31 protein-coding genes and 1 pseudogene are annotated in these 22,453 nt (G+C 43.6%); 5 read left to right on the plus strand and 27 right to left on the minus strand.

Annotated features, from left to right (window positions below):
• Nucleotides 1-51: 51 nt before the first annotated feature.
• Nucleotides 52-768: an HAD family hydrolase gene (locus AB6E78_RS13625; protein ID WP_102393706.1), complete on the minus strand. Its 717-nt coding sequence runs from the start codon at nucleotides 766-768 to the stop codon at nucleotides 52-54.
• 255 nt (nucleotides 769-1,023) lie between these two features.
• On the opposite strand from AB6E78_RS13625, the gene AB6E78_RS13630 reads away from it, so the two are divergent.
• Nucleotides 1,024-1,356 (plus strand): PBPRA1643 family SWIM/SEC-C metal-binding motif protein, encoded by a 333-nt coding sequence (locus AB6E78_RS13630; RefSeq protein ID WP_017063923.1) that lies wholly within the window; start codon nucleotides 1,024-1,026, stop codon nucleotides 1,354-1,356.
• A 94-nt stretch (nucleotides 1,357-1,450) separates the two neighbouring features.
• On the opposite strand, the gene AB6E78_RS13635 is transcribed toward AB6E78_RS13630, so the two are convergent.
• The 14 genes and pseudogenes from AB6E78_RS13635 to AB6E78_RS13700 all read right to left on the minus strand — a co-directional run bounded on the left by AB6E78_RS13635 (nucleotide 1,451) and on the right by AB6E78_RS13700 (nucleotide 9,241).
• On the minus strand, nucleotides 1,451-2,002 hold the full coding sequence (locus tag AB6E78_RS13635; protein ID WP_017061809.1) for a DUF1349 domain-containing protein: 552 nt from the start codon (nucleotides 2,000-2,002) through the stop codon (nucleotides 1,451-1,453).
• Between the two features lie 17 nt (nucleotides 2,003-2,019).
• Nucleotides 2,020-3,048: a radical SAM protein gene (locus tag AB6E78_RS13640; protein WP_017061808.1), complete on the minus strand. Its 1,029-nt coding sequence runs from the start codon at nucleotides 3,046-3,048 to the stop codon at nucleotides 2,020-2,022.
• 138 nt (nucleotides 3,049-3,186) lie between these two features.
• Nucleotides 3,187-3,411 carry a hypothetical protein gene (locus tag AB6E78_RS13645; RefSeq protein ID WP_017061807.1) on the minus strand — a complete coding sequence of 75 codons (225 nt, stop codon included), beginning with the start codon at nucleotides 3,409-3,411 and terminating at the stop codon, nucleotides 3,187-3,189.
• Between the two features lie 132 nt (nucleotides 3,412-3,543).
• A complete protein-coding gene (locus AB6E78_RS13650) occupies nucleotides 3,544-4,059 on the minus strand; it encodes an adenylate kinase (RefSeq protein ID WP_136982722.1) in 516 nt (171 codons plus the stop codon).
• A 267-nt stretch (nucleotides 4,060-4,326) separates the two neighbouring features.
• Complete coding sequence (locus tag AB6E78_RS13655) at nucleotides 4,327-4,791, minus strand: DUF302 domain-containing protein (RefSeq protein WP_017061805.1); 465 nt, start codon at nucleotides 4,789-4,791, stop codon at nucleotides 4,327-4,329.
• A 181-nt stretch (nucleotides 4,792-4,972) separates the two neighbouring features.
• Nucleotides 4,973-5,230 carry a hypothetical protein gene (locus AB6E78_RS13660; protein WP_372133812.1) on the minus strand — a complete coding sequence of 86 codons (258 nt, stop codon included), beginning with the start codon at nucleotides 5,228-5,230 and terminating at the stop codon, nucleotides 4,973-4,975.
• 203 nt (nucleotides 5,231-5,433) lie between these two features.
• Nucleotides 5,434-6,015, minus strand: coding sequence for an HD domain-containing protein (locus AB6E78_RS13665; RefSeq protein WP_372133811.1), 582 nt, complete (start codon nucleotides 6,013-6,015; stop codon nucleotides 5,434-5,436).
• Nucleotides 6,016-6,144: 129 nt separating this feature from the next.
• Entirely contained in the window at nucleotides 6,145-6,561 is a 417-nt protein-coding gene (locus AB6E78_RS13670; protein WP_009846821.1) for a VOC family protein, read from the minus strand.
• A gap of 119 nt (nucleotides 6,562-6,680) precedes the next feature.
• Nucleotides 6,681-7,025: a VOC family protein gene (locus AB6E78_RS13675; protein ID WP_017061800.1), complete on the minus strand. Its 345-nt coding sequence runs from the start codon at nucleotides 7,023-7,025 to the stop codon at nucleotides 6,681-6,683.
• 77 nt (nucleotides 7,026-7,102) lie between these two features.
• The gene (locus AB6E78_RS13680) at nucleotides 7,103-7,573 is read right to left on the minus strand and encodes a GNAT family N-acetyltransferase (protein ID WP_017070703.1); all 471 of its coding nucleotides are present in this window, start codon (nucleotides 7,571-7,573) and stop codon (nucleotides 7,103-7,105) included.
• A 36-nt stretch (nucleotides 7,574-7,609) separates the two neighbouring features.
• Complete coding sequence (locus AB6E78_RS13685; RefSeq protein WP_136982724.1) at nucleotides 7,610-7,966, minus strand: hypothetical protein; 357 nt, start codon at nucleotides 7,964-7,966, stop codon at nucleotides 7,610-7,612.
• 68 nt (nucleotides 7,967-8,034) lie between these two features.
• Nucleotides 8,035-8,316, minus strand: a pseudogene (locus AB6E78_RS13690) (glyoxalase); the annotation flags it as partial.
• 65 nt (nucleotides 8,317-8,381) lie between these two features.
• The gene (locus AB6E78_RS13695) at nucleotides 8,382-9,080 is read right to left on the minus strand and encodes a pseudouridine synthase (protein WP_136982726.1); all 699 of its coding nucleotides are present in this window, start codon (nucleotides 9,078-9,080) and stop codon (nucleotides 8,382-8,384) included.
• Nucleotides 9,080-9,241, minus strand: coding sequence for a hypothetical protein (locus tag AB6E78_RS13700; RefSeq protein ID WP_057622458.1), 162 nt, complete (start codon nucleotides 9,239-9,241; stop codon nucleotides 9,080-9,082). The genes AB6E78_RS13695 and AB6E78_RS13700 overlap by 1 nt, the downstream gene beginning before the upstream one ends.
• A 209-nt stretch (nucleotides 9,242-9,450) precedes the next feature.
• On the opposite strand from AB6E78_RS13700, the gene AB6E78_RS13705 reads away from it, so the two are divergent.
• On the plus strand, nucleotides 9,451-9,852 hold the full coding sequence (locus tag AB6E78_RS13705; protein ID WP_017065706.1) for a YkgJ family cysteine cluster protein: 402 nt from the start codon (nucleotides 9,451-9,453) through the stop codon (nucleotides 9,850-9,852).
• Between the two features lie 53 nt (nucleotides 9,853-9,905).
• On the opposite strand, the gene AB6E78_RS13710 is transcribed toward AB6E78_RS13705, so the two are convergent.
• The 10 genes from AB6E78_RS13710 to AB6E78_RS13755 form a co-directional block, all read right to left on the minus strand.
• Nucleotides 9,906-10,307, minus strand: a complete 402-nt coding sequence (locus AB6E78_RS13710; protein WP_136982727.1) for an NUDIX domain-containing protein — start codon at nucleotides 10,305-10,307, stop codon at nucleotides 9,906-9,908.
• A 233-nt stretch (nucleotides 10,308-10,540) separates the two neighbouring features.
• Entirely contained in the window at nucleotides 10,541-10,921 is a 381-nt protein-coding gene (locus AB6E78_RS13715; RefSeq protein ID WP_017099881.1) for an STAS/SEC14 domain-containing protein, read from the minus strand.
• Between the two features lie 121 nt (nucleotides 10,922-11,042).
• Nucleotides 11,043-11,537, minus strand: a complete 495-nt coding sequence (locus tag AB6E78_RS13720) for an HAD family hydrolase (RefSeq protein ID WP_136982728.1) — start codon at nucleotides 11,535-11,537, stop codon at nucleotides 11,043-11,045.
• Between the two features lie 130 nt (nucleotides 11,538-11,667).
• Nucleotides 11,668-12,132, minus strand: coding sequence for an ASCH domain-containing protein (locus AB6E78_RS13725; protein WP_017059207.1), 465 nt, complete (start codon nucleotides 12,130-12,132; stop codon nucleotides 11,668-11,670).
• Between the two features lie 243 nt (nucleotides 12,133-12,375).
• Nucleotides 12,376-13,431 (minus strand): glycerophosphodiester phosphodiesterase, encoded by a 1,056-nt coding sequence (gene glpQ, locus AB6E78_RS13730; protein ID WP_136982729.1) that lies wholly within the window; start codon nucleotides 13,429-13,431, stop codon nucleotides 12,376-12,378.
• 77 nt (nucleotides 13,432-13,508) lie between these two features.
• Nucleotides 13,509-14,882: a glycerol-3-phosphate transporter gene (gene glpT / locus AB6E78_RS13735; RefSeq protein WP_029235560.1), complete on the minus strand. Its 1,374-nt coding sequence runs from the start codon at nucleotides 14,880-14,882 to the stop codon at nucleotides 13,509-13,511.
• Nucleotides 14,883-15,387: 505 nt separating this feature from the next.
• A complete protein-coding gene (locus AB6E78_RS13740; RefSeq protein ID WP_017059204.1) occupies nucleotides 15,388-15,642 on the minus strand; it encodes a DUF3297 family protein in 255 nt (84 codons plus the stop codon).
• Nucleotides 15,643-15,884: 242 nt separating this feature from the next.
• Entirely contained in the window at nucleotides 15,885-16,319 is a 435-nt protein-coding gene (locus AB6E78_RS13745) for a GNAT family N-acetyltransferase (RefSeq protein WP_017059203.1), read from the minus strand.
• A 66-nt stretch (nucleotides 16,320-16,385) separates the two neighbouring features.
• Nucleotides 16,386-16,520 carry a hypothetical protein gene (locus AB6E78_RS13750; protein ID WP_017059202.1) on the minus strand — a complete coding sequence of 45 codons (135 nt, stop codon included), beginning with the start codon at nucleotides 16,518-16,520 and terminating at the stop codon, nucleotides 16,386-16,388.
• Between the two features lie 23 nt (nucleotides 16,521-16,543).
• Nucleotides 16,544-17,674, minus strand: coding sequence for a PcfJ domain-containing protein (locus tag AB6E78_RS13755; RefSeq protein WP_017059201.1), 1,131 nt, complete (start codon nucleotides 17,672-17,674; stop codon nucleotides 16,544-16,546).
• A 235-nt stretch (nucleotides 17,675-17,909) separates the two neighbouring features.
• On the opposite strand from AB6E78_RS13755, the gene AB6E78_RS13760 reads away from it, so the two are divergent.
• From AB6E78_RS13760 to AB6E78_RS13770, 3 genes are all read left to right on the plus strand, one after another.
• On the plus strand, nucleotides 17,910-18,332 hold the full coding sequence (locus AB6E78_RS13760) for a universal stress protein (RefSeq protein WP_017063967.1): 423 nt from the start codon (nucleotides 17,910-17,912) through the stop codon (nucleotides 18,330-18,332).
• Between the two features lie 293 nt (nucleotides 18,333-18,625).
• Nucleotides 18,626-20,197: a cryptochrome/photolyase family protein gene (locus AB6E78_RS13765; protein WP_372133810.1), complete on the plus strand. Its 1,572-nt coding sequence runs from the start codon at nucleotides 18,626-18,628 to the stop codon at nucleotides 20,195-20,197.
• Nucleotides 20,197-20,937: an SDR family oxidoreductase gene (locus AB6E78_RS13770; protein WP_171733302.1), complete on the plus strand. Its 741-nt coding sequence runs from the start codon at nucleotides 20,197-20,199 to the stop codon at nucleotides 20,935-20,937. The genes AB6E78_RS13765 and AB6E78_RS13770 overlap by 1 nt, the downstream gene beginning before the upstream one ends.
• Before the next feature lie 147 nt (nucleotides 20,938-21,084).
• Here AB6E78_RS13770 and AB6E78_RS13775 read toward each other — a convergent pair whose 3' ends face one another.
• On the minus strand, nucleotides 21,085-21,969 hold the full coding sequence (locus AB6E78_RS13775) for a PA4780 family RIO1-like protein kinase (protein WP_372133809.1): 885 nt from the start codon (nucleotides 21,967-21,969) through the stop codon (nucleotides 21,085-21,087).
• Between the two features lie 160 nt (nucleotides 21,970-22,129).
• Nucleotides 22,130-22,264, minus strand: coding sequence for a DUF2256 domain-containing protein (locus AB6E78_RS13780; protein WP_081324519.1), 135 nt, complete (start codon nucleotides 22,262-22,264; stop codon nucleotides 22,130-22,132).
• Nucleotides 22,265-22,453: the final 189 nt, after the last annotated feature.

A 22,453-nucleotide genomic window follows, 5' to 3' on the forward strand; every position in this document is an offset into this window, starting at 1 on the left:
TATTCTTCCTTAAAGTTATTTACGTGTGGTGATTTTTAAATGTCTGCTTCGTTATGCGTACTTGCTAATGATCGTTAAAAGATCATCGACACTGTTAGCAATGTATTCGGGCTTGGTTTGCCAATTTTCAGGTTTCGATCGGCTATAACCTGCTGCAACGGCAATCACTTTTGCGTTTTTACCCAGCGCGGCTTCAATATTGCGAGCAAACTGTGTGTCCGCTTCATGGTCACCGATGTACATCAAACAAAGCTCGTTAGTCGGATCGGCGCCAAATATGTTCTCGACACATTTCACACCACCAAATGGATGGGGTTTTTGGTTACCGATCGAGACATCGTCATAGCCCACGACCGATTTAAACAAATCGCCGATGCCATAACTGTCGAGCACACCACGAATATTCAATTGAGAGTTTTGAGAGCAGATCCCATGAGGAAGATGAGCAAACTGATTAACCACGGTTTCCATTCCTTCAAACAAGGCAACGGCTGTTTGGTTTTTCTCTTGATGCTCTGCCCACATTCCACCAGCGATCAACATTTCATCGTGTGATAAACCGTAATAGTCGACATACAAGGCTTGCCAGTTTTTAGCCCCGTGGTTGGCTTCATGATAAAGCGCTTCGCTAAGCAAATATTTAGGTAAGTTGTCACCTGACAAGTGTGGTGCGACTAAAGAGATAATGTCTTTTGTGATTGCGATATTCTTTGGAACGGAATTGACTAAGGTTCCATCGTAATCCCACAGGATGGCATCTAACTTCATGGTGTATCTCGTTGTTTAAATTGACGATTTCAATTTATCACTTGAAGCCCTGTTGAGGGAAACCTTATTGTCTTGAATTTGAAAATTAATCCAACCCGAACAAAGCTAGAGCGCAAGCCGTTACTAGCAAGTAAAAACCAAACTGCGTTTGCTCACATCACTGCTTTATCAATTGCAATATATGCGTATAATCCCCGCTCCATTGCGCTATCGCCATTAAAAATAGCGCCATTCAACATTTTTAATGAGTACCCAATGTCGAAACTATTTTTCAAAGGCCGTATCGAAACAAGACAGAACCACGTTCTTGCTGGCTACAACGTAAACCGCGATGTAAAAGCGGGTACTGAAGAATCTCCAATCGCTGTAATGGTTCAAACTGAAGCGCGCAAAGCAGAAGTTGAAGCACTAGCCGCTGAAAATTCTATCTTCGTTACTGTTACAGTCGACGCAGACAAAGAAGAGAACACCATCGAGCTTGATACTCTACTGAACAAGCCAAAAACGATGACGTTTGAAAAGACCCCTAACCGTAACGACCCATGTTCTTGCGGCAGCGGTAAGAAATACAAGAAGTGCTGTGCATAAGCGCTTTGACTTGAAGAATTTAAAAACGGACCGGTAGCAATATCGGTCCGTTTTTTTATACGCTAAGCAAGCTTATTCAGCGTAAGACAAATTATTAGGCGTCAGACAAACTGAAGCCACTAAATTTGGCGAAATTAGGCGTCGCCTTACTGCCACTGAACGTATAAAGCATCACACCCTGTTCACTGCCTACTAACGAATCAAACGTGATCACTTCCTGCCATTGTTGTTTTTCTAACGGGCGGAAATGAGCGCTGACTTTTCCGCCTTGTTTGACGAGCTTTACCGACACACTAGATTCACTAAACAACAGACGTTCCTTGATCTGTGGCTGACCATTTTGTTCTACAACGAACACCAATGAACGCTCGCCCATGAACATCTCTTTGCTCACTTTAATGTAGTTGTCGTTATCCCAGTAAATACCTAACCCAGCTTGTTCAAATGCGAGGTTTGGATCTAATTGAACCGTCACTTCTGTGCTGTAATCCGAGCTAGATACTGGATGAACGAAGATATTATCAACATCAGCTGAACCCGCACCAAAGATATTGCCCTCTTGCACTTGCATCGTCAGCACGCCGTTTTCCAAAGACCGATGTTCCGGATTTTCATTTCTGATTTGCCAGTTAACGAGGTTATTCATGTTATTAGTCCTTGCTGCTAGATCATGCGTTGACGGAGTTGGTAAAACACATTGTCGAGTTCATCGGGATTTTGCTTTTGAATGCGATTAAGCTCTCTTTGTACAGAATCGTACATAAGTTGGTTATCCATGTCTTTCAATGCGGCGTAGTAATGAATGCGACGTCCCAAGATAAAGTTATTCTGGTCATTCTCACTCATCATATTGAAACGGTCTATTGTCGCTAAGAACTTCGCTTTATCCTGTGGCAGCTGTCCGTTCAGTTCCATCAACAAATTAATACCGTGATAGTTACCATAGTTGCCCGTCACGCGGTTTAGTTTACTGATCAATTGATATTGTTCTTCAAGCATTTCACGTTCGCTAAGTGGCGTGAACTCTCCATTCTGCACCAGTTCATCCAATTCGGTTCCAGGCTTCACAGCAAGCGACAGAATGCGTATTTCATCTGGGTTGATTTGGTTAAGTAAGGCCGCCGTTTCTTCAACATGCTGCGCCGAATATTCTTTACCACCCAAGCCAAGGATAATGAAGGTCATCATCTTCATACCCGCTTGCTTCGCGTATTCGGTCGATTTCAAAATAGATTTCGGAGTAATGCCTTTTTTCATCAATTTGAGAACATCAATAGAACCCGATTCCATACCGCAATAAAGCATGTTGAGCCCTGCATCACAGATGGCTTTCATCTCTTCAGGCGACTTCTTAGTCATGCTTTGCGCTCGTCCATAAGAGCTGATCTGCTTTAACTCTGGGAAGGCTTGTTTGAGTGTATTCAACACATCCAGCAAGTCTTCGGTATCCATAGTGAATGAATCACCGTCTTGCAGAAAACAGGTCTCAAATTTACGGTTCTTATAGAATGCTTTCGCAGCCCAAATGTCTTTCTTAATCTCTTCAACGGGACGAATTGCAAACTCCATCCCCTCAAACAGCGTACAGAATTTACATTTGTTCCAAGGACAACCTTGGGTGGTGCGAATCAATAAGCTATCCGCTTCTGAAGGTGGACGAATATGCCCTTGTTGGAACTGATACTGTGTCATTTGAATGCCCAATAATTAACTATTCGCATAGGCTACTAGAAGTTCATTCAATGAAAAACACGGTGCAATTTGAATTATTATCAAATGAAAACGGATAATTAAAGAAGAAGAATGTTGAAGTATTAAGTAGGTTAAAGGCTAATCAAGGTTGTCCGGTGTACGTAAATTGGTTCCACACTTTGTACATTTATAGTCACCGTTTCCGCCACTTGAAGCTAGCGACGATAAAATCATTCCAAGCAACCCTGGCTTCTTTTCATGTTGTGGCGCTTTTTCGGCTTGGTTACTGAACATAGTGTACTTGTGCAGTGTCAGTTCCTTACAGTTACTACAGAACGCTCTCGTCTTCTCACTTCCATACATAATATCTATCTCCTTAACTCAAAGTACAAACTAAACATATGGCAAATATGCCACACGTAGAGTTAAATCTAAATATTTTCATGAAGTTATGAGTAAGTAAGAGCGTTTTAAAGAAAAGTAAACTCTCGACTGTTAAGTGAAGTGTTGGTGAACAAAGTTATTCAATTCAGTCACGCTTCTGATGATGTAAACCTCTTTCTCTTTAGCGCGCAATTCTAACTGCGCTCTAAAGTCGTCATTCCAAAATTTAGGACACAGTTGTAGTGTCTTATAGCTTTGTATCGTGCCTTTTATCACTGAGCTTCCAGCAGGCCAGCCTTCAGGTTTAACAAATAAACCTTTGAGCATTCTCTTGGTTACAAACCAGTAGCTAGTTGAATAAGGAATGTCGATATAAACCAAGGTATCAGCTGCATCTAAACGTGTGTTGAACGAGCCTAGAGGGCCAAAACCATCGATGATCCAGCTTTCTGACTTAAATATGCTCTCATGAGCCTCCTCAAATACTTCACGTTCAACAAACTCTGCGTTGGCCTTGTAAACAATAGAGTCCAACTGGTGAAGCTCTATCCCTGTAGCTAGTGCTAACGCCTTGCTGACTGTGGACTTTCCACTCCCAGGCTTACCAAAAACCGCGATCTTTTTCATATGACTTCCTCTATTCAGATAAAACCCATAAGACAGCGACAAAAAACCCACCTTACGGGTGGGTTCGATAAACAAAGCGCATCAACAATCCCACCATTCTTATGGAATGATGATAATTCGTTGGTTAGATGGCGCTAAATTCAGTTTCATAAAACTACTTTTATATATTGTTGCTTAGTTGTCAATGCAGCCAAACGTTGATTGGGAAGCTATATCCTCGTCAAGTCGCACCCATTAATAGTCTTAATGAGTGCTAATTGGTCTTGGTTATTTCGCTTTCTTTTTCGCCACTGTCGCTTCTGATAGCTTGCTTAGTACACCCGATACTTTCTTAACGACCTCGTCACAGCCATTGATCGCGTGACGCTCTACCAAGTAATTAGGATCGTTGTAAGACAACCATACTTTCTTATTTGAATCTTCAGTGACTAACACCTTCTGCGGTAAATCTATCGCGACTTCTTGAGCACATTGCATTAATGGTGTCCCTACTTTCGGGTTACCAAAGATGATGACTTCCGTTGGTCTCAATTCAAGATCGACCTTACTCGCGTTTTTCTGATGGTCAATTCGCGCAAACAATGTCAAACCTTTGCTTATAGCGAGTTCTTCAAAGCGGTCAGCGGTCTCTTTCACTGAGTAATTACTTTGGTATTTAATCAAACCATCAGAAGCCGCAGCTAAAAATGATGCAGAGAGTAAAATGGCGCATAGTGGTAGTAATTTTTTCATCGTCACCTCAGAGATTTAACCTAATCAAACTTACATTCATAGCGCCACTTCTAAAATCAGCGACGTAACCCATGTCAGTATAGACGCGATTCGATTCTCAGTTTGCAGAGAGGATCACTTTTCTAATGCGTCTTATTATCATCAGTTTAGGTGGGGATTTTTTCAAAAGTTAAACACACGATCAGTGCCACGATTTGGTTCCACATTTCTCACATTGGTATTCGTAATCACTGTCGACATAAAAACCGGGAACTTTATGGTCACCTCTAAACAATAACGTCATCAGGTACTCCATCAACACGCCTAGCTTCCATTGCTTCTTTTCAGATTCAGCGTCCGCTTTTGATTCAGCATCGGAAGCGCTAACAGCAAGGTGCGGGGTAAGTGCGTCGCACTGCTCACAGTGATAAGGGTGTTTAATATACTTATTATCAAGCATTTATATAAGCCAACTGATATTTATAAATTTGATACATACTAACAACTTATCACTCGGTTCTCGAACTTATTGTTGTCCACTAGAGTTTTATTAGAAAGAAATGAGACACAAGGTAAGTGCCATGCATCTTGAATCAGTTACCATCGAGATCTCCCTCATTGAAAAGCTAAAGCTATTCTTACGCTAAGGTATGAAATTAACTTTTACTTTAATAGCCCTTTTTCCGCAGCACCTTCAAGTTGCACTTCTAGCTCTTTCCATAAGGCACGACTGCCTTTAGAAATACGCTCGCCATTGAAGGTCAGGACTTTGTCTTTGGATATGTTGTGCTTCTTCCAGCTATGACCACCACCATGGATGTTATGAAGCAAAGGTGGCACTCTATCGATCGCCTTACCAAATCTAGCTTCCGGTGACTCACCGGCTTCGAACTCAAGCCATAAATCCAAATACTCGCTTCTTGAATGGCTCGGCAATGATTTCAGCAAGCGCTCGACGCAGTTTCTCTCTTTGAGCTTGTTTTCTTCGGTTTCACTGGCATAAATGATGGTATCTCCGGCATCGATTTCCCCAAGGTCATGAATCAGCAACATCTTCATTACTCGGGTAATATCGATTTCTTCATTGGCATAGTCTTTCAACATAAGAGCGCTCAAACAGACGTGCCAACTGTGCTCGGCCGAGTTTTCATATCGGTCCAATCCAACTGGTTTCGTCTGTCGATGAACATCCTTTAATTGTTCAATTTCGACCATGAATTGCAGAATGCCTTTGATTTCTTCCACGATAAGCTTCCTTAACTTAAGTTGATGATTGAGCGGTGCGGAGGGTTAACCTAGCGACAAAGAAGCGTTACTCCCAATGAACCTACATTTTGTAATACGCAACACCCGATGGTTGTGGGCTAAGCTTATCTACCTGTTAGCCATAGGGTGTTCAGGATTTAACTGAAGCAGATCCCACAAGTTACCGTAAAGATCTTCAAACACAGCAACGGTGCCGTAGCCTTGCTCTTTAGGCTCTCGGACAAAGTTAATGCCCAAAGACGTCATACGTTCGTAATCACGCCAGAAGTCATCGGTGTTTAAGAATAGGAATACGCGTCCACCAGCTTGGTTGCCGATGAAATCGTGTTGCTCAGGCTTGGAAGCTCTAGCAAGTAACAGGCTCACACCGGTTGAATTTGGTGGAGCAACAACAACCCAGCGCTTATCTTCTTCTGGCAGATACGTGTCTTCGATGAGATCAAACTTAAGTTTGTTTACATAGAAATCAAGCGCTTCATCGTAGTCTTTTACCACGAGTGCAATGTGGACAATATTCTGTTTCATAACATACCTTGTTGGGGTTTTAGCTGCAGGGAATGATGCCATGAAGCAGGTAAAGACACTAGGTGTCGCATCATAAATCGTAGTATCTCGTCCGTCACAATCTAAAAGGTATACATCATTTATAACTGCCAGAATCCGAGCTCGACGCCACCTTGAATGACAATGGCACACATCCCGTGACGTGGTAACTCCATTGGCGGCACCGCAACTTCGGCGCCTAGTTTCTCGGCTGCAGTTACTGCAGACTGAATATCCTCAACCAACGTGTAATGACGAACAGTTGGTTCTTCAGTTTCACGAAGCGGTGCTCGAATGCCAATTACCCCGCCATTAGATAGCTTTGCAGTGCGCGCCCCACCAAGGTTCACATCTGCACCACTGAATTTCACGTTGTAGAGCTGAGCGTATGTTGCACAAACGACATCGACCTCTGGGGTAACCACTTCAAGATATTGAACCTTCATCAAATTTCCTTCTCGTGTTCTTTAAGACTCTCAACCTGCATACAGCTGTGCAGGTGTTTCTCATCAATAATTTATTACTAAGCAATTCGACCGCGCATGATAAATTGCGGGCCTGCTGCGCCACCTAAATACTGTTGATTGATATCTTCGAAGCCGCCTTTCTTATAACAGTTGAATGCTGCCGGATTTTTGCAATTCACAGTTAAGTAAATCGACTCATACGCTGAGTAATTCGCTTTTAAATACGGAAACAAAGCCTTCACCGTGCCTGTTCCTAAACCTTTACCTTGCTGGTTTTTATCAAGCACAAAAGCTCTCAAGCCAATGCTTCCTTCAGGGCAGAATTCGTAGTGCTCTGCGTAAGCGATATCCAGCTTAAAGAAACCCACAACTTCGTTATCAGACTTAATCACGTGCAAGTGCGTCGTTTCACTGCCGTCTAATAAAAACTCTGCAGCTGTACCAGCGAACTTAACCTGTTCATCGGCGAGTTGGATGGCCTGAACTAACGCCACATGTGAATCTTCAAGCCTTTCGATAGTTATCATTGTTGTTCCTTCTGTATAACACGCACGAAAAACCGACTAGAGCTCATCGCTAGTGTCTCGAGAACCGTATTTTGGGAAGTTGATATTAAGAACGTTATCGTCCTCAAGAGTGAATAGAACACTTCCATTCTCTACACCGGTTTCGTTCCTATCTGAACAACCTAGAAACAACTCCCAATCAAACGAATATTGAAGTCGGTATTGATTCGCATTGATGTGTAGAACGTCTTTGATTTTGATACCGTTCACCACATGTGCCATATCATCGATGTATGACAGATCAGGAATTAATTTTTCTTCGAATTCACGTTTATGCTCGGTTAAGAAATTGAGCAGTTCAGAACATAACTCGGAGCCATGAACCAATGGTTTAGACAGACTAGAAAACAACATTTCTAAATACTCCAGGATTGTTTTGATATTGGGCGGATGCCTGCGAATCTGTTACAAATTCAATCTCAATCGGAAACGGTAACTTCAAATTCCGACACTACATTAGAGTTTTGGATGTTTTGATACCAACTTTTTACGTCTTCAACCAGCAAGTGCATCATGTAATTGTGACAGTGCGCAGGTTCATAAAAGTTTTGCAGAAGGAACGCACAACTGCCGTGTCGTAGATAGGCGATATCGTGAAATTCAGACTTCACTTCAAAGCCGATTGACTGGTAAAAACGCTTGGATAAATCGAAGTCTTTCGCGGGTACGAAAGACTTAATCTCTGAGACTTTGAGGTTTTCCATCCTACATCCTTATAGTGTTGATGTTCTTGTGCTGACACGCTTAACGCTTTAAGTGGTTACGGTGTTTATTCAGAGTCTTGCTGAAATGAGTCGACTTCGGCTTTAGTTAGATAACGCCACTGGCCTGCTTCAACATCCAAACGAACGTGACCAATCTGTTCACGGTGTAGGCCAACAACTCGATTCCCGACCGCAGCAAACATTCGTTTTACTTGATGAAACTTGCCTTCTGTAATGGTCAACAGCACTTCTTTACTGGTAATCACCTCGAGCTCTGCCGGACGCGTCGGCTTTTGTTCGCCCTGCAATTGAATGCCCGCTTTAAACTTATCAGCGACATCGTCTTTGATATCTCGTGACAATGTCACGCGATACACCTTCTTACAAGACTTGGTTGGCAGCGTAATATTGAATGACCAGCGCCCATCATCGGTAATTAAGACTAAACCTGTGGTGTCGGCATCTAAGCGCCCTGCGATGTGCAGTTCTGATGCTTTGTCTATCTCGATGTAGTTGAACAATGAAGGATAAACTTCATCGACATTAGAACAGATAGTACCCGCAGGCTTGTGCATTAAGAGGTATCGAAATTCACGCAATTTAAGCGGCATGCCATTAAACAAGATGGCGTTGGTTTCATGAACCTGAGTCGATTCATCGGTGACTGTTTCACTGTTTACGTTCACCTCGCCATTATGGATGCGTTCAATCGCTTCAGGCTTGGTCAGGTCAGTGCTTTTACATAGGTATTTATCAAGGCGCATTAATCGTCGGCACCACATTTAGCACAAGGCTTGTAAGTTCGTTCACCTTGCTCGATAACCACATAGTCGCCAACACACTTGTCACATAGCGCTAACTTTGGGTAAGCGTCTTTCTGTTTCTTTGCGTTGATGTTGCCTTCGGTGGTGTATACGGTTCTCATTTTGATGCCTTTGCTTGAATAACGTGAGAGACGCAAATTGTATCACTGTTTACAGCTTTGATTGGAGTGGTGGTGCATAGATAAATTGATTTTAAGCACCGCCATTCCAAGATCCCTCCCCGTAACGGCTTAACCATGAACAACAAAATCAACGTGCCACGGCTATCAGTGGTAAAATGATAAAAGCTCACCAACTTATGAAGTCGATAATGAAAGATTGTAATCAATGCGGAAAATGCTGTATCAAATACGGAGATGGCGACCTTGCCGCGACTCAAGAAGAGATCGATTTGTGGGAGTTGTTCAACCCAGACATCTTTGAATATGTTCGAGGAAGCGAGATCTGGTTCGACCCTGAATCTGGCGAACGTTTAACTCGCTGCCCTTTTCTGGAGCTGGTTCCGACGAAAGACACCAAGGCTCAAGCCAAGTACACATGTAGCATTTACTTAGACCGACCAGAAGATTGCCGACACTACCCAAGCCTAATTAATGAGATGGTACGAGATGAGTGTGAAATGATTGAGGTGGTGGATTTACAAGACACGAAGAAAGCTCAAAGGAAACTCGACCTGTTGATGAAAGACAGCCGCCCTTCAAGCTATTCGTAAGCGATGATCTTTTGAAGATCAATCTTCAGCATGAGCTAATATCAGCTAAAACCTTAAGCCAAATACTGGTTCGCTTCTAACCAATCAAGCGCAACCAGTGCCGCCAATGAACATACCGCTTTGTCGTTGCCATCCACAAACTTAAGCTCTTCAATTTCGGCATCTGGAGACAGTTCGCCAGTATAATCAGCAAGATAACAAGTCAATTGCACCGATACGCCTTCCGCTTTACCATCAGCTTGGCCTGTAAACGTCTCGACGTATTTGATGGAATCAGGCACTAAATCGACTGAGATCTCTTCTTTGATTTCGCGAACCAGTGCTTGCTCATCACTTTCGCCAGCTTCACGCTTACCACCCGGTAGATAGAACAGTTCTTTGTCTTTTGATCTCACCATCAACAACTTGCCGTCTTTGATGAATATCCAAGCCAGCTTATCAATTACCTTATGCATGTCGTTAGACCTTATTTCTGTTTTAGTTCTCGTTATTACTGAATCTGGCCGCGCTATTCTATTAGTCACGACCAAACAAAGCCTGGGTATGTTACACGCTGGAAGGAATATACTCTATTGAATCAAATAGGAAATATCATAACCAAAACGAAAAATGACAGCGTTCGAGACAATGCTCATCAACTGTCATTGGCGATGTTTACGAACTGCTCTCTAGCTGCCCGCGAATAGTATCAATCGACTAGCCACTTAAGCGCAGAGTCATGGTCTTCGAATGACTTAATCTCACCGGACACAAACCAGCTCCCTACTTTTGAAGCGAATTCTTGCCAGCTTTTATCGCCATAAATCGCGATTTTGTCTATCTTCGAATTGAGCTCTAATCCCAGTTTAAAATCATCCCAAGCTGCACGTAACTCCCATCCTGTTAAGGTTGAGATATCGACCAGCATCTTGAGTTCAGATGAATCGAGTTCTTCTAGCGTGGTATTTAGAATTGGCATCATTGCTTGATAGTCATCGTGTGTAAGCTTGCCTTTCGCTTTAAACACAACGATGGTTTCACCGCTAACACGTTCAATTCCAACCGATATTCCATGACGTTCGATACTCATAACCTAGCCCTCATAGTAGAAACTAGAGTTAGCTTAGAGGATTAAACAGCAAAGAGATGAGAGGTTTACGTCAAAACGGACAAGCGCTTTATCTGAACTTAATATCAGAGAGTTAATCGCGCTACTCCAACAGTTCGCTTAGGGATTGAACTTGTACGATACCCGGATGCTGTGACTTAAGCTCAGCACCTTCCGTGTTCAACCACACCGCTTGCAAACCCGCTTCAAGTGCTGGGTAAATGTCTTTCTCTAGAGTGTCGCCTACCATGGTGATCTCTTGTGGTGAAACACCGAGCTTAGAAATAATGGCAGGATAGAACCCCGACTCGAACTTAGAAAAGCCAATGCTCGCCTTACAAAAGTAACCCAAGATATATTGAGACAGGCCAACACGCTCAAAGGCTCGAATGATGTCGTCTTTACTGGAATCACCAGCATTGGTAGCAACATAAACTAGATGAGTTTTCGACAACTCCCCCAGTAATGCACGAGCACCACTCACTTCTTGTACGGTTTCCCAGTCACACATCTTCCCTTGTGCGTCTGGGAAATCGACCATCAGCGTATTGCCCCAGTCGAATAAGACTATTTCTGTTAATTCGATTAGCTTTGTCATCTTGCCTCCTGCATACGATGAATTATCTAATGTTTAAGCGAGCCTATAAAAACTTCTCGGACGGTTAGGCTCATTATGGACAACCTTGTTACTGTTTATGGAGCACGATCTTCTAAACACAAAATACCCTTTATTGATAAACCACTTTGAAACGCTCCAACATAAGTAACATGTCTTCACTTGGTGAGATCTTGAGCTCTTCACATTCACGAGAGAAGAAGTTCCAGTGAGCTTCTTTCCACCATTCGAGTGTTTTGTCACCCTCGCCTTCGGCAGCAGCAAACTCCGCCGTCACTTCGTTATATTTGCACTGTGAGACTGAAGTGATCTCTACAATGCAAACTGGCTTGCCATCCCAGTCAGTGACGACTTGCAAGTGACCAACTACTGGTCTCGTCTCGCCTTCATGGCTGTACCAATATTCAAGGCTGCAAGACGCTTGTTTTTCACCCTTGAGAATTAACTGGGCGCAGAGGTTGGCGTTGTATTCATCAGCACAGTAATAGTCGGCACTAAAAGAGGTGTATTGCGAAGCAACGTCTGCTGGTAATGTGTTGAGGTAGCTATCAAGATAAGCTTTGCTTCTTTCTTCCATGATCTTTCCAAATTCAATATCAGGTTGAGCCGATAAACACTTATAGATTAAGCATCTGGCTGCAGTGGGAGTAACCTATCAAGTCAGGTTATAGCTGTAAACCGAGTGAATATCAAAATGCGGGCTGAGAAAGAAGAATATAGGTAGGATTTCGAGGCCAGTACAAGAAGAGCCAAAAGCACCTTTAGTCGGTGCTTTTGGCTCTTAGTATCTCGTTACTAATAGCTCGTAACTGACGGGGTATTAACGGTTCAAGAAGTCGACCGCTTTGTCTGGGAAGTCGGTAAACACACCATCAACTTTGACTTGGTTGTAGAAGACATCCAACATGCCATCAAAGTTATCAGCATAAGCTGGGATTCTTCCTGGGTCAGCACGGAACGTGTACGGGTGAACATCTAAGCCCGCGTCTTTTGCTGACTTCATTAACGGTTTAATAATGATGTTATCTTTGGTCGATGCATCGTCCACCAACATTGGCTTCCAAGGGCCTATTCCTTCCGCATAAGACGCCACTTTTTCCATGCCACCAGCTTCAAACATCCAGTCGTAACTGTACGGCGTTGCTTTGTCACCTTGGTAGGTCATGGTTTCATTCCAATCTGTATAGGCCATCAACTGAACGAGCTTAAGATCCATTTCCATCACTGGCATGAGCTCATCGTTAATGCGTTGAAGTTCATTGGCGTCAAAACACTGCAAATACACTTTGTCGTCTTTTGATAGGTAACCATATTGATGCAAGGTTGCGAGCACAGCTTTTGAGATATCTTTGCCTTCGTGACGATGGAACCAAGGTGCTTTAATTTCAGGATAGATGCCCACGTCATAACCTAAGGTCTTATTTAGGCCTTGGATCAGCTCGATCTCTTCTGCAAAGGTAGCGACACGGAAATCAGACTGCCACATTGGGAAGCGCGTTGGGTACCCTGCCACTCTTTTACCTTGGTCATCGAGGTTAAAGCCTTCGGTCACTTTCAGGGATTTAATCTCAGCAAGCGTAAAATCAATCGCGTAGTAACGGCCATCTGCACGAGCGCGTGTTGGAAAGCGATCCGCGACATCGGTGACTCGGTCTAGATAGTGATCATGCAAAACCACCAATTGGTCGTCTTTGGTCATCACGACATCTTGTTCGATGTAGTCAGGTTTCATCGCATAAGCGAGCGCTTTAGCGGGCAATGTGTGTTCAGGCAAATAACCAGAAGCACCGCGATGCGCAATCACTAAAGGATCGGCGAATACATTTGCAGATAAGCTTAGTGCTAATAAGGTCAGAGACAGTGACGTTGTTTTCATTATTGTTTTCCTTGATAAAACAGAAGCAGGATATGCCTGCCTCTGTTGTTACTTATAGATGTGATTCAGTAAATACACTACTGAGCTAGCGCTTCTTTCTCTCGTTCGAGATCTTTTTGTTTATGGTGCGCACGCTCACCTAAGAAGGCGTAAAGCAGACAGATGATTGAAGCCACACAAGCGCCGACCAAAATAATGAAGCCGCCATCCCAGCCGTAATGGTCAACCATAAAGCCGAGTATTGCGTTCGCAGCAACCGCGCCACCTAAGTAACCAAACAAACCCGTTAGACCAGCCGCTGTACCCGCTGCTTTCTTAGGCGCTAGTTCCAGTGCATACAAACCGATCAGCATTACAGGACCATAGATAAGGAAACCAATCGCAACCAGTGCCAGCATATCAACCGTTGGGTTACCTGCTGGATTCAGCCAATATACCAACACAGCGACTGTCACTAGAACCATGAACAAGATACCTGCAGGTGCACGTCGGCCTTTGAATAACTTATCTGAAATCCAACCACACAATAAGGTGCCAGGGATACCTGCCCACTCATACAAGAAGTAAGCCCAAGATGATTTATCTACAGAGAAGTCTTTTGCTTCTTTTAAGTAAACTGGAGCCCAATCGAGTACGCCATAGCGGATAAGGTAAACAAACGCATTGGCAATAGCGATTGACCACAACAGTTTGTTAGAGAAAACGTACTTAAAGAAGATCTCTTTCGCCGTCATTTCTTTCTCATGAGACGTATCGTAGTCGTCTGGGTAATCGTCTTTATGTTCTTCAATCGGTGGTAAGCCGCAAGATTGAGGTGTATCTCTTACAGTAAACCAAACAAAGACAGCAACGAGAGTGGCAAAAAATGCAGGAACATAAAAAGCGGTTCGCCAATCGTCGTTAAAAGCCCACAGCCCCAACAAGAACATTGGGCCAATCAAACCGCCACCCACGTTGTGAGCAACGTTCCATACTGACACTATCTCACCACGTTCTTTTCGTGACCACCAGTGGACCATGGTTCGTCCACAAGCTGGCCAACCCATACCTTGGAACCAACCATTCAAGAACAGCAGGATAAACATCGCAGTGATGCTGCCTGTTGCCCAAGGCATAAAGCCAAAGCAGAACATCACCAGTGCCGACATTAACAAGCCACCGCTGAGGAAGTAACGAGGGTTAGAACGGTCAGAAACACTGCCCATTAAGAACTTAGATAAGCCGTAAGCGATAGATACCGCCGCTAATGCAACCCCTAGTTCTCCACGGCTAAAACCTTGTTCAATGAGATAAGGCATCGCCAAACTAAAGTTTTTACGGACTAAGTAGTACCCCGCATAGCCAACGAAGATGCCAAGAAACAGCTGCCATCGTAGTCGTGTGTAGGTGCTATCGATCTTATCTGATGACAAGCGATCGATATGCGCCATAGGTTTGAATATTCCAAACATAGGAACCTCATAATTATTGGGCGAAGGAAGAATTTAAATGCTCGAACGAAAAAATTTAGCGCTCATTCGAAATCAAGGGAATTGTATGTGCTTCAGGATTAATTTCTGTGATAGAGGTAGTTATTAACAAAAAATAACTTTAAATACAGCATATTAGTTTCATTTAATTAGACTGCGCTTCATATTTTTGTTTGTATCTGTTTAATTAAACATCAGAACTTTCGAGTACGAATAAATTCAAAAAGAGCGAGCGAACATAAATCAACCAACAACAACTTTGTTATTACTGCGAATGCATAGTGAATAACAACAATTTTGGTTGAATCTGTGGAGTTATGAAGGTGGTTTGGGCTATTGGTTAAAGAAGTTCGCTAAAATCAATGCAAACAAAAAGGGTCTAGATTTCTCTAGACCCTTTTAGGTAATAACGCTTGGTGGCTTGATGTTGGCTAATTAAGCAAACATTAGCTAATTACTCGAAGTATTAGCTAGCCACACGACATGATTATGCGTCGATGTAAAAAGCTTCTACAGTGCCTTTTAGAGTAATAAGCATTGGCTGACCAAAACGATCTAGCGCTTTTGGAGAAGGGATCTTAACCCAACCTTCGCTGATGCAGTATTCTTCAACATCAGTACGCTCTTTACCATTTAGACGAATGCCGATTGGGTATTCGAAACACTCAGCAACGTGGTGTGGGCTGCGTGGGTTGCCTGCAAGATGATCTGGTAAAGCTGGTCTTGAATTAGTATCGCTCATGTTCATTACCTGTATGTACGTAAATAAAAAAAGTGCGTCATTCTAGTCAATATAGGCTTTGTGCTCAACAACTGCTGCAATAAATCGTCTTGATCGTTTTAATCAACAGCTAGTTGTTTGATTTAAAGGCGATATCGGCATGAGTTTCAACGAAAATTTAACAGGTTTATGCATTATGGATGAAAGGGAGAAATTCATTACTCGAACGGCAGATAAACTAATATCAGGCTTTTATTCCGAGCTTATCGATTAAGCTCAATACTCATCACTTTATGGTTCGGTTCTGATTCGATATTTACGATTGACCAACCTAGCCCTTGGTAGAGACCCATGATATTGGTGTACGCGTAGAGTTGAGTTTGCACTGCAGAAGAAACCTGTCTGACACCACGATTAATCAGTTCACTGGCAATGCCTTGACCGCGCCATTGAGGGTCGACAAACACAGCGTTGATCCACACTACATCACGAACTTGGTGAGGTTCTTGAAAATAGGAATACGCCAAGCCACCAATGACCACATTATCGCGAAGTACTGTTATTACTGGAGGGAGTTGTACGTTTTCTTTATAGGTATCTTTAAACTTGAAATCAGACCATTCACTTTGAAATAAGCCCTCTAACTCATGCCAATAAGGTGAGTTTTCATCGCAATTTCTAAAGATTACTTTCTGCATTTTTCCGTCCTTTTAAAGAGAGTAATTCGGCTATCCTAGCCTTGTTTAATCTAAGTGTAGGTAAAGCTACTCTTCTTCGTCGTAATCGTCTGCTGGGTCTTGATTAATTTCTTCGCCGCATCCTAGGCATTCACCTTGCAGATCCGTAGGCATCACAATAATCAAACCACAATGAGGGCAAAGATCGCCTTGTTGAAACATCCTGTATTCCTTCTACTTAATGGCTATTGCTTAGGATATTTTTGCTTACTCGCTTCTAGCCAGTCGTGAATCACTTGGCGAGCGGATTCCGACGGAGGTGCATTTCGTTTTCCGCAGATTTGGTCTATTTCAAAAGGAAATGCTTTGCTCGGGACGCGGCGTAAACCTATGGTTAAACGCTGAGGCTTGAGCATGCGGAACACCACATAACGATCGCTCATGATTCGGTTGTGATACACGCCAATACAGTGCTTCTGCTCGATGCCTTCGTGTTCAAGGTCGTAATAATCCGTGAGCGGATGAATGTTGTCATTGCCAAGTAAAGGAACGGGATAAGGGATGTCTTTATCCATTGGGCAGTTACCCTCCAAGCGTCGTAATTGGCGTTGCTCCGTCCAGCGGTCATGCAGTTGCTCAAACATCGCAAAAGAGTTCTGACTGGTAATCGCACGCAGTGGATCATCCATCTCCAAATCTTGCCCTAACAATATCGCATCTTGGAACATCGCCATCTTCGACGGTGCATTAAGTCTACCCTCTTCCACCATTGCAATCCCTAATCGGCTGCCAGTTAGAAATGGATGAACTTGGTCCAAACGCAGGGCTGTGTATCCAACTTTTGAGTAATGCTTGAACTTAAGAACTCGTCTTTGCAGTGGCTCGAGAATGCGAACAATGTGGTCGAGTTCATCACCAACATTGTAATGAAGCTCTAGCTTGTCGATGAATTTGAGTGTCGCCTTGCTGCCGTCTAAGCCCAACTTGGTAAGGATCTTCTTCTGCCCTAAGCGACTTAGTGCCAGTGCTTTCTTGTTGTCGACACTGTATTTCATGCAGATCAAAGCCAAAATAACAGGCCTTAATTCAAGCAATTGCGCGGCTTCATAAGTATTCGCAGCAAGCCACAACATCTGGTATTGGTATTCTGGAAAGTCGTCGGTGATTTCACGATAACGCGCAGGTAATGAATTTAGCCAACGACCATTCACGTCAAACTGTTCAACAAGGTTGAGGCTCAGCCCAATGCCTCCATCAAGCGGTCGTCTACCATCTTCAAACACATGAAAGCCGACGAGCTTTTGAGACCAGTCTCGGATCTCAATATCGTAGTCGAAACCTAATGTTCGAGTGGGAATGGTTAGTAGTGCTGTCATTGATGCCTCTTCGTTATTGGCGCATTGAACTATCAAGCCTATCTAACAGCATAAGCTAGCGCTTCAACCACTATATCAACCTTTTGTAAATTTCTTACCAATCAAAGCGATATAAATACGATAGTGCTTAGAAGAACATTGAATGATGATTTTACGGAATATGAGATCTCTTCGATATCATTTGCTTCAACAGAAACTATGCTTGTTACATAACTCACAACAAGAGGCTTTAATTATGGATTACCGACATATTCTGGTCGCACTTGAACTGTCTGACGACACCAAGATTCTCATTGATAGAGCGACCTTCTTCGCTGATAAACTGGAGGCTGGCATTTCATTTGTTTATATCGATGGTACGCATGGAGAAATTTATCCAGAGCTCGTTGATATTCAGGGAAATGACGGTGATTTACCCATCAATGAAGATGCCGTTAAGCATTTGAAAGAGTTTGAAGCCTACGCCAAGCACCCAATCAAGCACATTTTCGTGGGAACGGGTGATTTGAACGATAAGCTCAAAAATGCCATCGAAGCCAACGGCGTTGACCTATTGCTATGCGGCCATCACCATGATTTTTGGCATAAGCTCATCTCCCATTCTAAACAGATCATCGATACTTCCCCTATCGATATTCTCGTTGTTCCAATGGAATAGAAGCTCCAGTTCGACACTCAAAAATAACCGGCATTGCCAACCTCTATCGGTATTATTGGTTGGCTTGATATCCTCTTCAACACACTCATCCTGATCGAAATCTCCTATTTCCCACTTAGAGTAGTCATTTGTGATCTTGTCAGCCTATCAACTCGTAAGCGTCTAATAATTAACAAATCACGTCATTTCGATTTGAATCAACGTACTGAAATGTACGACCCAGACCATGCCTTCATCAATCAATGGTCAGACGGTAACGCAGTCACAACAAGCCTCACAAACCAGGACGCATTATGAAATTTAAAACGGTACGACTTGTATTAGGTGACCAACTCAACATTGAGCATTCATGGTTTCGACAGGTCAACGATGACGTTATTTACATCATTGCTGAACTCAAACAAGAAACGGATTATGTAGCCTCTCATATTCAAAAAGTGGCCGCGTTTTTCTGTGCGATGGGTTACTTCGCTAACGAACTCAAAGAACAAGGTCATCAAGTACTCCACCTTACTCTTAACGACACAACGCAATTTGAAAACCTAGACACACTTTTAAAGCACTATGTACACGAATTCGGCGCAGAGAAATTCGAATATCAAAGGCCAGATGAATATCGCCTCTTAGAGCAGATGAACAAGCTCAAGCTGACCAATGCGACCAAAGGTTGTTGTGATACAGAACACTTCCTCTTTCCATTCGAGGAGATAGAACAACAGTTTCCAAAAGACAAACACATCATGATGGAACACTTCTATCGCCGAATGAGAAAACGTTTCGACATTTTGCTAGAAGACGGAAAGCCCGTTGGCGGAAAATGGAATTACGACGCGAACAATCGAAATAAGCTCAAGAAACAAGACATCGAAAACCTGCCTCAGCCGCTGATGTTTACCAATGACATAACCGACATTTTGCAGCGTATCGAGCACCACCAAGTGCAAACTATTGGTCAAGTCGGTAACCAGTTACTATGGCCGGTGAACCGCGCACAAAGCTTGTCTCTACTCGCTCATTTCTGCCAAGTCTGCTTGCCGTTATTTGGGCAGTTTCAAGATGCGATGACGACAGAGCACGACTCTAAATGGAGCTTGTATCATAGCCGTATATCGTTCTCGCTGAACAGTAAACTGCTGAGCCCTAAAGAAGTGATTGATGCAGCACTGTCGGCCTACCAAGCATCCTGTCTTCGAGACAGCTCACCAGATAAGCCAAGCATCGATATTGCACAGGTCGAAGGATTTGTACGCCAAATACTGGGGTGGCGAGAGTACATACGCGCCGTCTATTGGGCAAACATGCCTGCTTACGCCAACAAAAACCATTACTCAGCACATAATAACCTGCCCCATTACTTTTGGGACGGACAAACCAAGATGAACTGCATGAAGCATGCGATTGACCAGTCTCTTGAGTTTGCTTACGCGCACCACATCCAAAGGTTAATGATCACTGGCAACTTCTGTTTAATCACGGGTATAGACCCAGACCAAGTCGATAGTTGGTACCTCGGTATTTACGTCGACGCGATTGAGTGGGTTGAAATGCCAAATACGCGAGGTATGGCACTGTTTGCGGATGGCGGGATCGTAGGAACCAAACCATACTCTGCCAGCGGTTCCTATATCAACCGCATGAGTGACTACTGCAAAGGCTGTCACTACAAGATAAAAGAACGCAGCGGCGAGCAATCTTGCCCTTTCAATAGCTTGTATTGGCGCTTTATGGACCAGCACCGCGATGCGTTAAACCGCAACCCACGTATGGGCATGTTATATCGCTCTTGGGACAACATGGATGAGCAATCACAACAAGCGATTCTCGATACTGCTGAACAACGAATCACAAACTTGGAGAACTTATAATGGTGGAGCAACTCAGATTACACATATTGGTGGTCGGTGGGAGCGGCGGTATTGGTTTCGCTGTGGTTAAACACCTATTATCTGAGCTCTCTCGGTTTGATTTTCTTGATGTGCATGTAGACGCGACTTACCACTCTCAACAGCCGGAACTAGAAAACAATCGCTTGAGCTGGCACAAAGTCGACGCCACCGACGAAGCTGATATTAAGCGCTTGAGTTCTGAGTTTGAACAACTTGATTGGCTGATCAACTGCGTGGGTATGCTCCACACTCCAGATCTTGGACCGGAAAAGAACTTGTCGTCCATCGACCCTGAGTTTTTCCTCAAAAACATCTCTGTGAATACCCTGCCCAGCTTGTTATTAGCAAAACACTTCACGCCGATACTTAAAGCGAGCGACAATCCAAAGTTTGCTGTGGTATCCGCAAAGGTTGGCAGTATTTCAGACAACAGATTAGGCGGTTGGTATAGCTACCGCTCATCGAAAGCAGCCCTAAATATGTTCATCAAAACCATGTCGATCGAATGGCAACGCACCATTAAGAAAGGCACCGTGTTGGCTCTGCACCCGGGCACGACAGACACAGCTCTGTCGAAGCCTTTTCAGACCAATGTCCTTGAAGGTAAGTTGTTTGAGTCAAGCTATGTCGCCCATCAGTTGGTCGATATTATTCGCACTGCCACACCGGATAACAGTGGGCACTTCTACGCTTACGATGGTGAACAGTTAAATTGGTAGTTGATACGAGTGTCCGTCTTTCATTAGTGCTAAAAAAGAAAACCCAACAGAGTTGAAGCTCCATTGGGTTTTTATTTAGAAAGAACGCCTCTGTTTTAAAAGGCGTTTGGTTGATATCTAGCTAAAGATCAAAACTGATCATCACGATTATTCAGCCCAATTGAACTTAGTATCGTCAACACCTTCTTTCTCTTCTTTAGCTCGCTCGCGTCGATGTTGTTCTTCAATTCGCGCAGCGTCTATCTCTTGCATGATGGCTTCGATATCAGCCAAGTCGTCGGTTTCCGTAAACTCACCCGTCAGTTTGCTGTCTGGCTTCAAGTCGCCTTTCTCGTACAGCGCCCACATTTCCTTGGCATACTCGGTTTTTGCCAGTTCAGGAGCAAACTGAGCGTAATAGTCACGGATGTTATTGATGTCACGAGCCAGCATCCACTCAGCGTTGTTGTTAGCCGAAGCGTCAACCGCTTGTGGTAGGTCGATAATTACTGGACCGTACTCATCCACCAATACGTTGAACTCAGACAAGTCACCATGGATCAAACCAACACACAGCATTTTAACTACGTAAGTCATCATCACGGCGTGGTCTTCGATCGCTTGCTCTGCTGACATCACCACATCGTTCAAACGTGGTGCAACGTAACCCTCATCGTCAGTGACCAGCTCCATAAGCAGTACGCCATCAAAGCAACCATAAGGGACAGGCACACGAACACCCGCTTCTGCCAGTTTATATAAGGCATCCACTTCAGCACTTTGCCAAACCTTTTCTTGTTGTTCACGACCAAAGCCAGAGCCTTTTTCCATCGCTCGAGCGCGGCGGCTATTTCGGACTTTTCGGCCTTCACGATACGCGGTCGCTTTTTTGAAGCTGCGTTGGCTTATTTCCTTATATACCTTGGCACAACGGATCGTATCGCCGCAGCGCACAATGTACACCGATGCTTCTTTGCCACTCATGAGTTGGCTTGTCACCTCGTCGACTAAACCGTCGTCAACTAAAGGCTGTATTCTTTTAGGTATCGTCATGCCGCCTTTATACATCACTTATCTTACAGATAGAAATATTAACTTGAGAAATGAATGACGAAACGATTAAAGGATCATCAAAATTACGACAAAGGAAGGAAATATTGGAGTTAACGGGTTTAGATCATGAGGATTGACCTGATCTATTCAGATTATGGGACTAAGACTTATTACGACGACAACGTTCAGAACAGTAGATCACGTCATCCCAACAGCGCTGCCATTTTTTACGCCATGCGAAAGGCTTTTGGCAAACAGGACATATCTTAGTCGGTAAATGGGGTTTCTTGTGCATGGCCGTTCCCTTCTTGAAGCATCCACTTCCTGCGTTTACTAGAGATTCCCTATTACGCTCGTACCTCGCTTTAGGGAATGACGAAGGTAATGCGAACAAAGCCTAGTTCTCTATGACGTTCGTTCCTGACTTTAAGGAGTGACTGCGTAGTGATTTGTGACTACTCCCGACTCCGTCATCCTCGAGAAG

It is taken from the genome of Vibrio sp. 10N.247.310.98, assembly GCF_041467395.1.
GTDB lineage: Bacteria > Pseudomonadota > Gammaproteobacteria > Enterobacterales > Vibrionaceae > Vibrio > Vibrio crassostreae_C.

What these genes read in the sequence shown, in the direction of transcription:
- AB6E78_RS13685 (WP_136982724.1), bottom strand. Translation starts at nt 7,966, where the DNA reads ATGTTGTTTTCTAGTCTGTCTAAACCATTGGTTCATGGCTCCGAGTTA.
- AB6E78_RS13715 (WP_017099881.1), bottom strand. Translation starts at nt 10,921, where the DNA reads ATGAGTATCGAACGTCATGGAATATCGGTTGGAATTGAACGTGTTAGC.
- glpQ (WP_136982729.1), bottom strand. Translation starts at nt 13,431, where the DNA reads ATGAAAACAACGTCACTGTCTCTGACCTTATTAGCACTAAGCTTATCT.
- AB6E78_RS13720 (WP_136982728.1), bottom strand. Translation starts at nt 11,537, where the DNA reads ATGACAAAGCTAATCGAATTAACAGAAATAGTCTTATTCGACTGGGGC.
- AB6E78_RS13630 (WP_017063923.1), top strand. Translation starts at nt 1,024, where the DNA reads ATGTCGAAACTATTTTTCAAAGGCCGTATCGAAACAAGACAGAACCAC.
- AB6E78_RS13755 (WP_017059201.1), bottom strand. Translation starts at nt 17,674, where the DNA reads ATGACAGCACTACTAACCATTCCCACTCGAACATTAGGTTTCGACTAC.
- AB6E78_RS13660 (WP_372133812.1), bottom strand. Translation starts at nt 5,230, where the DNA reads ATGCTTGATAATAAGTATATTAAACACCCTTATCACTGTGAGCAGTGC.
- AB6E78_RS13725 (WP_017059207.1), bottom strand. Translation starts at nt 12,132, where the DNA reads ATGGAAGAAAGAAGCAAAGCTTATCTTGATAGCTACCTCAACACATTA.
- AB6E78_RS13700 (WP_057622458.1), bottom strand. Translation starts at nt 9,241, where the DNA reads ATGAGAACCGTATACACCACCGAAGGCAACATCAACGCAAAGAAACAG.
- AB6E78_RS13740 (WP_017059204.1), bottom strand. Translation starts at nt 15,642, where the DNA reads ATGAGCGATACTAATTCAAGACCAGCTTTACCAGATCATCTTGCAGGC.
- AB6E78_RS13770 (WP_171733302.1), top strand. Translation starts at nt 20,197, where the DNA reads ATGGTGGAGCAACTCAGATTACACATATTGGTGGTCGGTGGGAGCGGC.
- AB6E78_RS13655 (WP_017061805.1), bottom strand. Translation starts at nt 4,791, where the DNA reads ATGAAAAAATTACTACCACTATGCGCCATTTTACTCTCTGCATCATTT.
- AB6E78_RS13625 (WP_102393706.1), bottom strand. Translation starts at nt 768, where the DNA reads ATGAAGTTAGATGCCATCCTGTGGGATTACGATGGAACCTTAGTCAAT.
- AB6E78_RS13705 (WP_017065706.1), top strand. Translation starts at nt 9,451, where the DNA reads ATGAAAGATTGTAATCAATGCGGAAAATGCTGTATCAAATACGGAGAT.
- AB6E78_RS13765 (WP_372133810.1), top strand. Translation starts at nt 18,626, where the DNA reads ATGAAATTTAAAACGGTACGACTTGTATTAGGTGACCAACTCAACATT.
- AB6E78_RS13680 (WP_017070703.1), bottom strand. Translation starts at nt 7,573, where the DNA reads ATGATAACTATCGAAAGGCTTGAAGATTCACATGTGGCGTTAGTTCAG.
- AB6E78_RS13640 (WP_017061808.1), bottom strand. Translation starts at nt 3,048, where the DNA reads ATGACACAGTATCAGTTCCAACAAGGGCATATTCGTCCACCTTCAGAA.
- AB6E78_RS13650 (WP_136982722.1), bottom strand. Translation starts at nt 4,059, where the DNA reads ATGAAAAAGATCGCGGTTTTTGGTAAGCCTGGGAGTGGAAAGTCCACA.
- AB6E78_RS13775 (WP_372133809.1), bottom strand. Translation starts at nt 21,969, where the DNA reads ATGACGATACCTAAAAGAATACAGCCTTTAGTTGACGACGGTTTAGTC.
- AB6E78_RS13670 (WP_009846821.1), bottom strand. Translation starts at nt 6,561, where the DNA reads ATGAAACAGAATATTGTCCACATTGCACTCGTGGTAAAAGACTACGAT.
- glpT (WP_029235560.1), bottom strand. Translation starts at nt 14,882, where the DNA reads ATGTTTGGAATATTCAAACCTATGGCGCATATCGATCGCTTGTCATCA.
- AB6E78_RS13710 (WP_136982727.1), bottom strand. Translation starts at nt 10,307, where the DNA reads ATGCATAAGGTAATTGATAAGCTGGCTTGGATATTCATCAAAGACGGC.
- AB6E78_RS13745 (WP_017059203.1), bottom strand. Translation starts at nt 16,319, where the DNA reads ATGCAGAAAGTAATCTTTAGAAATTGCGATGAAAACTCACCTTATTGG.
- AB6E78_RS13780 (WP_081324519.1), bottom strand. Translation starts at nt 22,264, where the DNA reads ATGCACAAGAAACCCCATTTACCGACTAAGATATGTCCTGTTTGCCAA.
- AB6E78_RS13760 (WP_017063967.1), top strand. Translation starts at nt 17,910, where the DNA reads ATGGATTACCGACATATTCTGGTCGCACTTGAACTGTCTGACGACACC.
- AB6E78_RS13750 (WP_017059202.1), bottom strand. Translation starts at nt 16,520, where the DNA reads ATGTTTCAACAAGGCGATCTTTGCCCTCATTGTGGTTTGATTATTGTG.
- AB6E78_RS13695 (WP_136982726.1), bottom strand. Translation starts at nt 9,080, where the DNA reads ATGCGCCTTGATAAATACCTATGTAAAAGCACTGACCTGACCAAGCCT.
- AB6E78_RS13675 (WP_017061800.1), bottom strand. Translation starts at nt 7,025, where the DNA reads ATGAAGGTTCAATATCTTGAAGTGGTTACCCCAGAGGTCGATGTCGTT.
- AB6E78_RS13645 (WP_017061807.1), bottom strand. Translation starts at nt 3,411, where the DNA reads ATGTATGGAAGTGAGAAGACGAGAGCGTTCTGTAGTAACTGTAAGGAA.
- AB6E78_RS13635 (WP_017061809.1), bottom strand. Translation starts at nt 2,002, where the DNA reads ATGAATAACCTCGTTAACTGGCAAATCAGAAATGAAAATCCGGAACAT.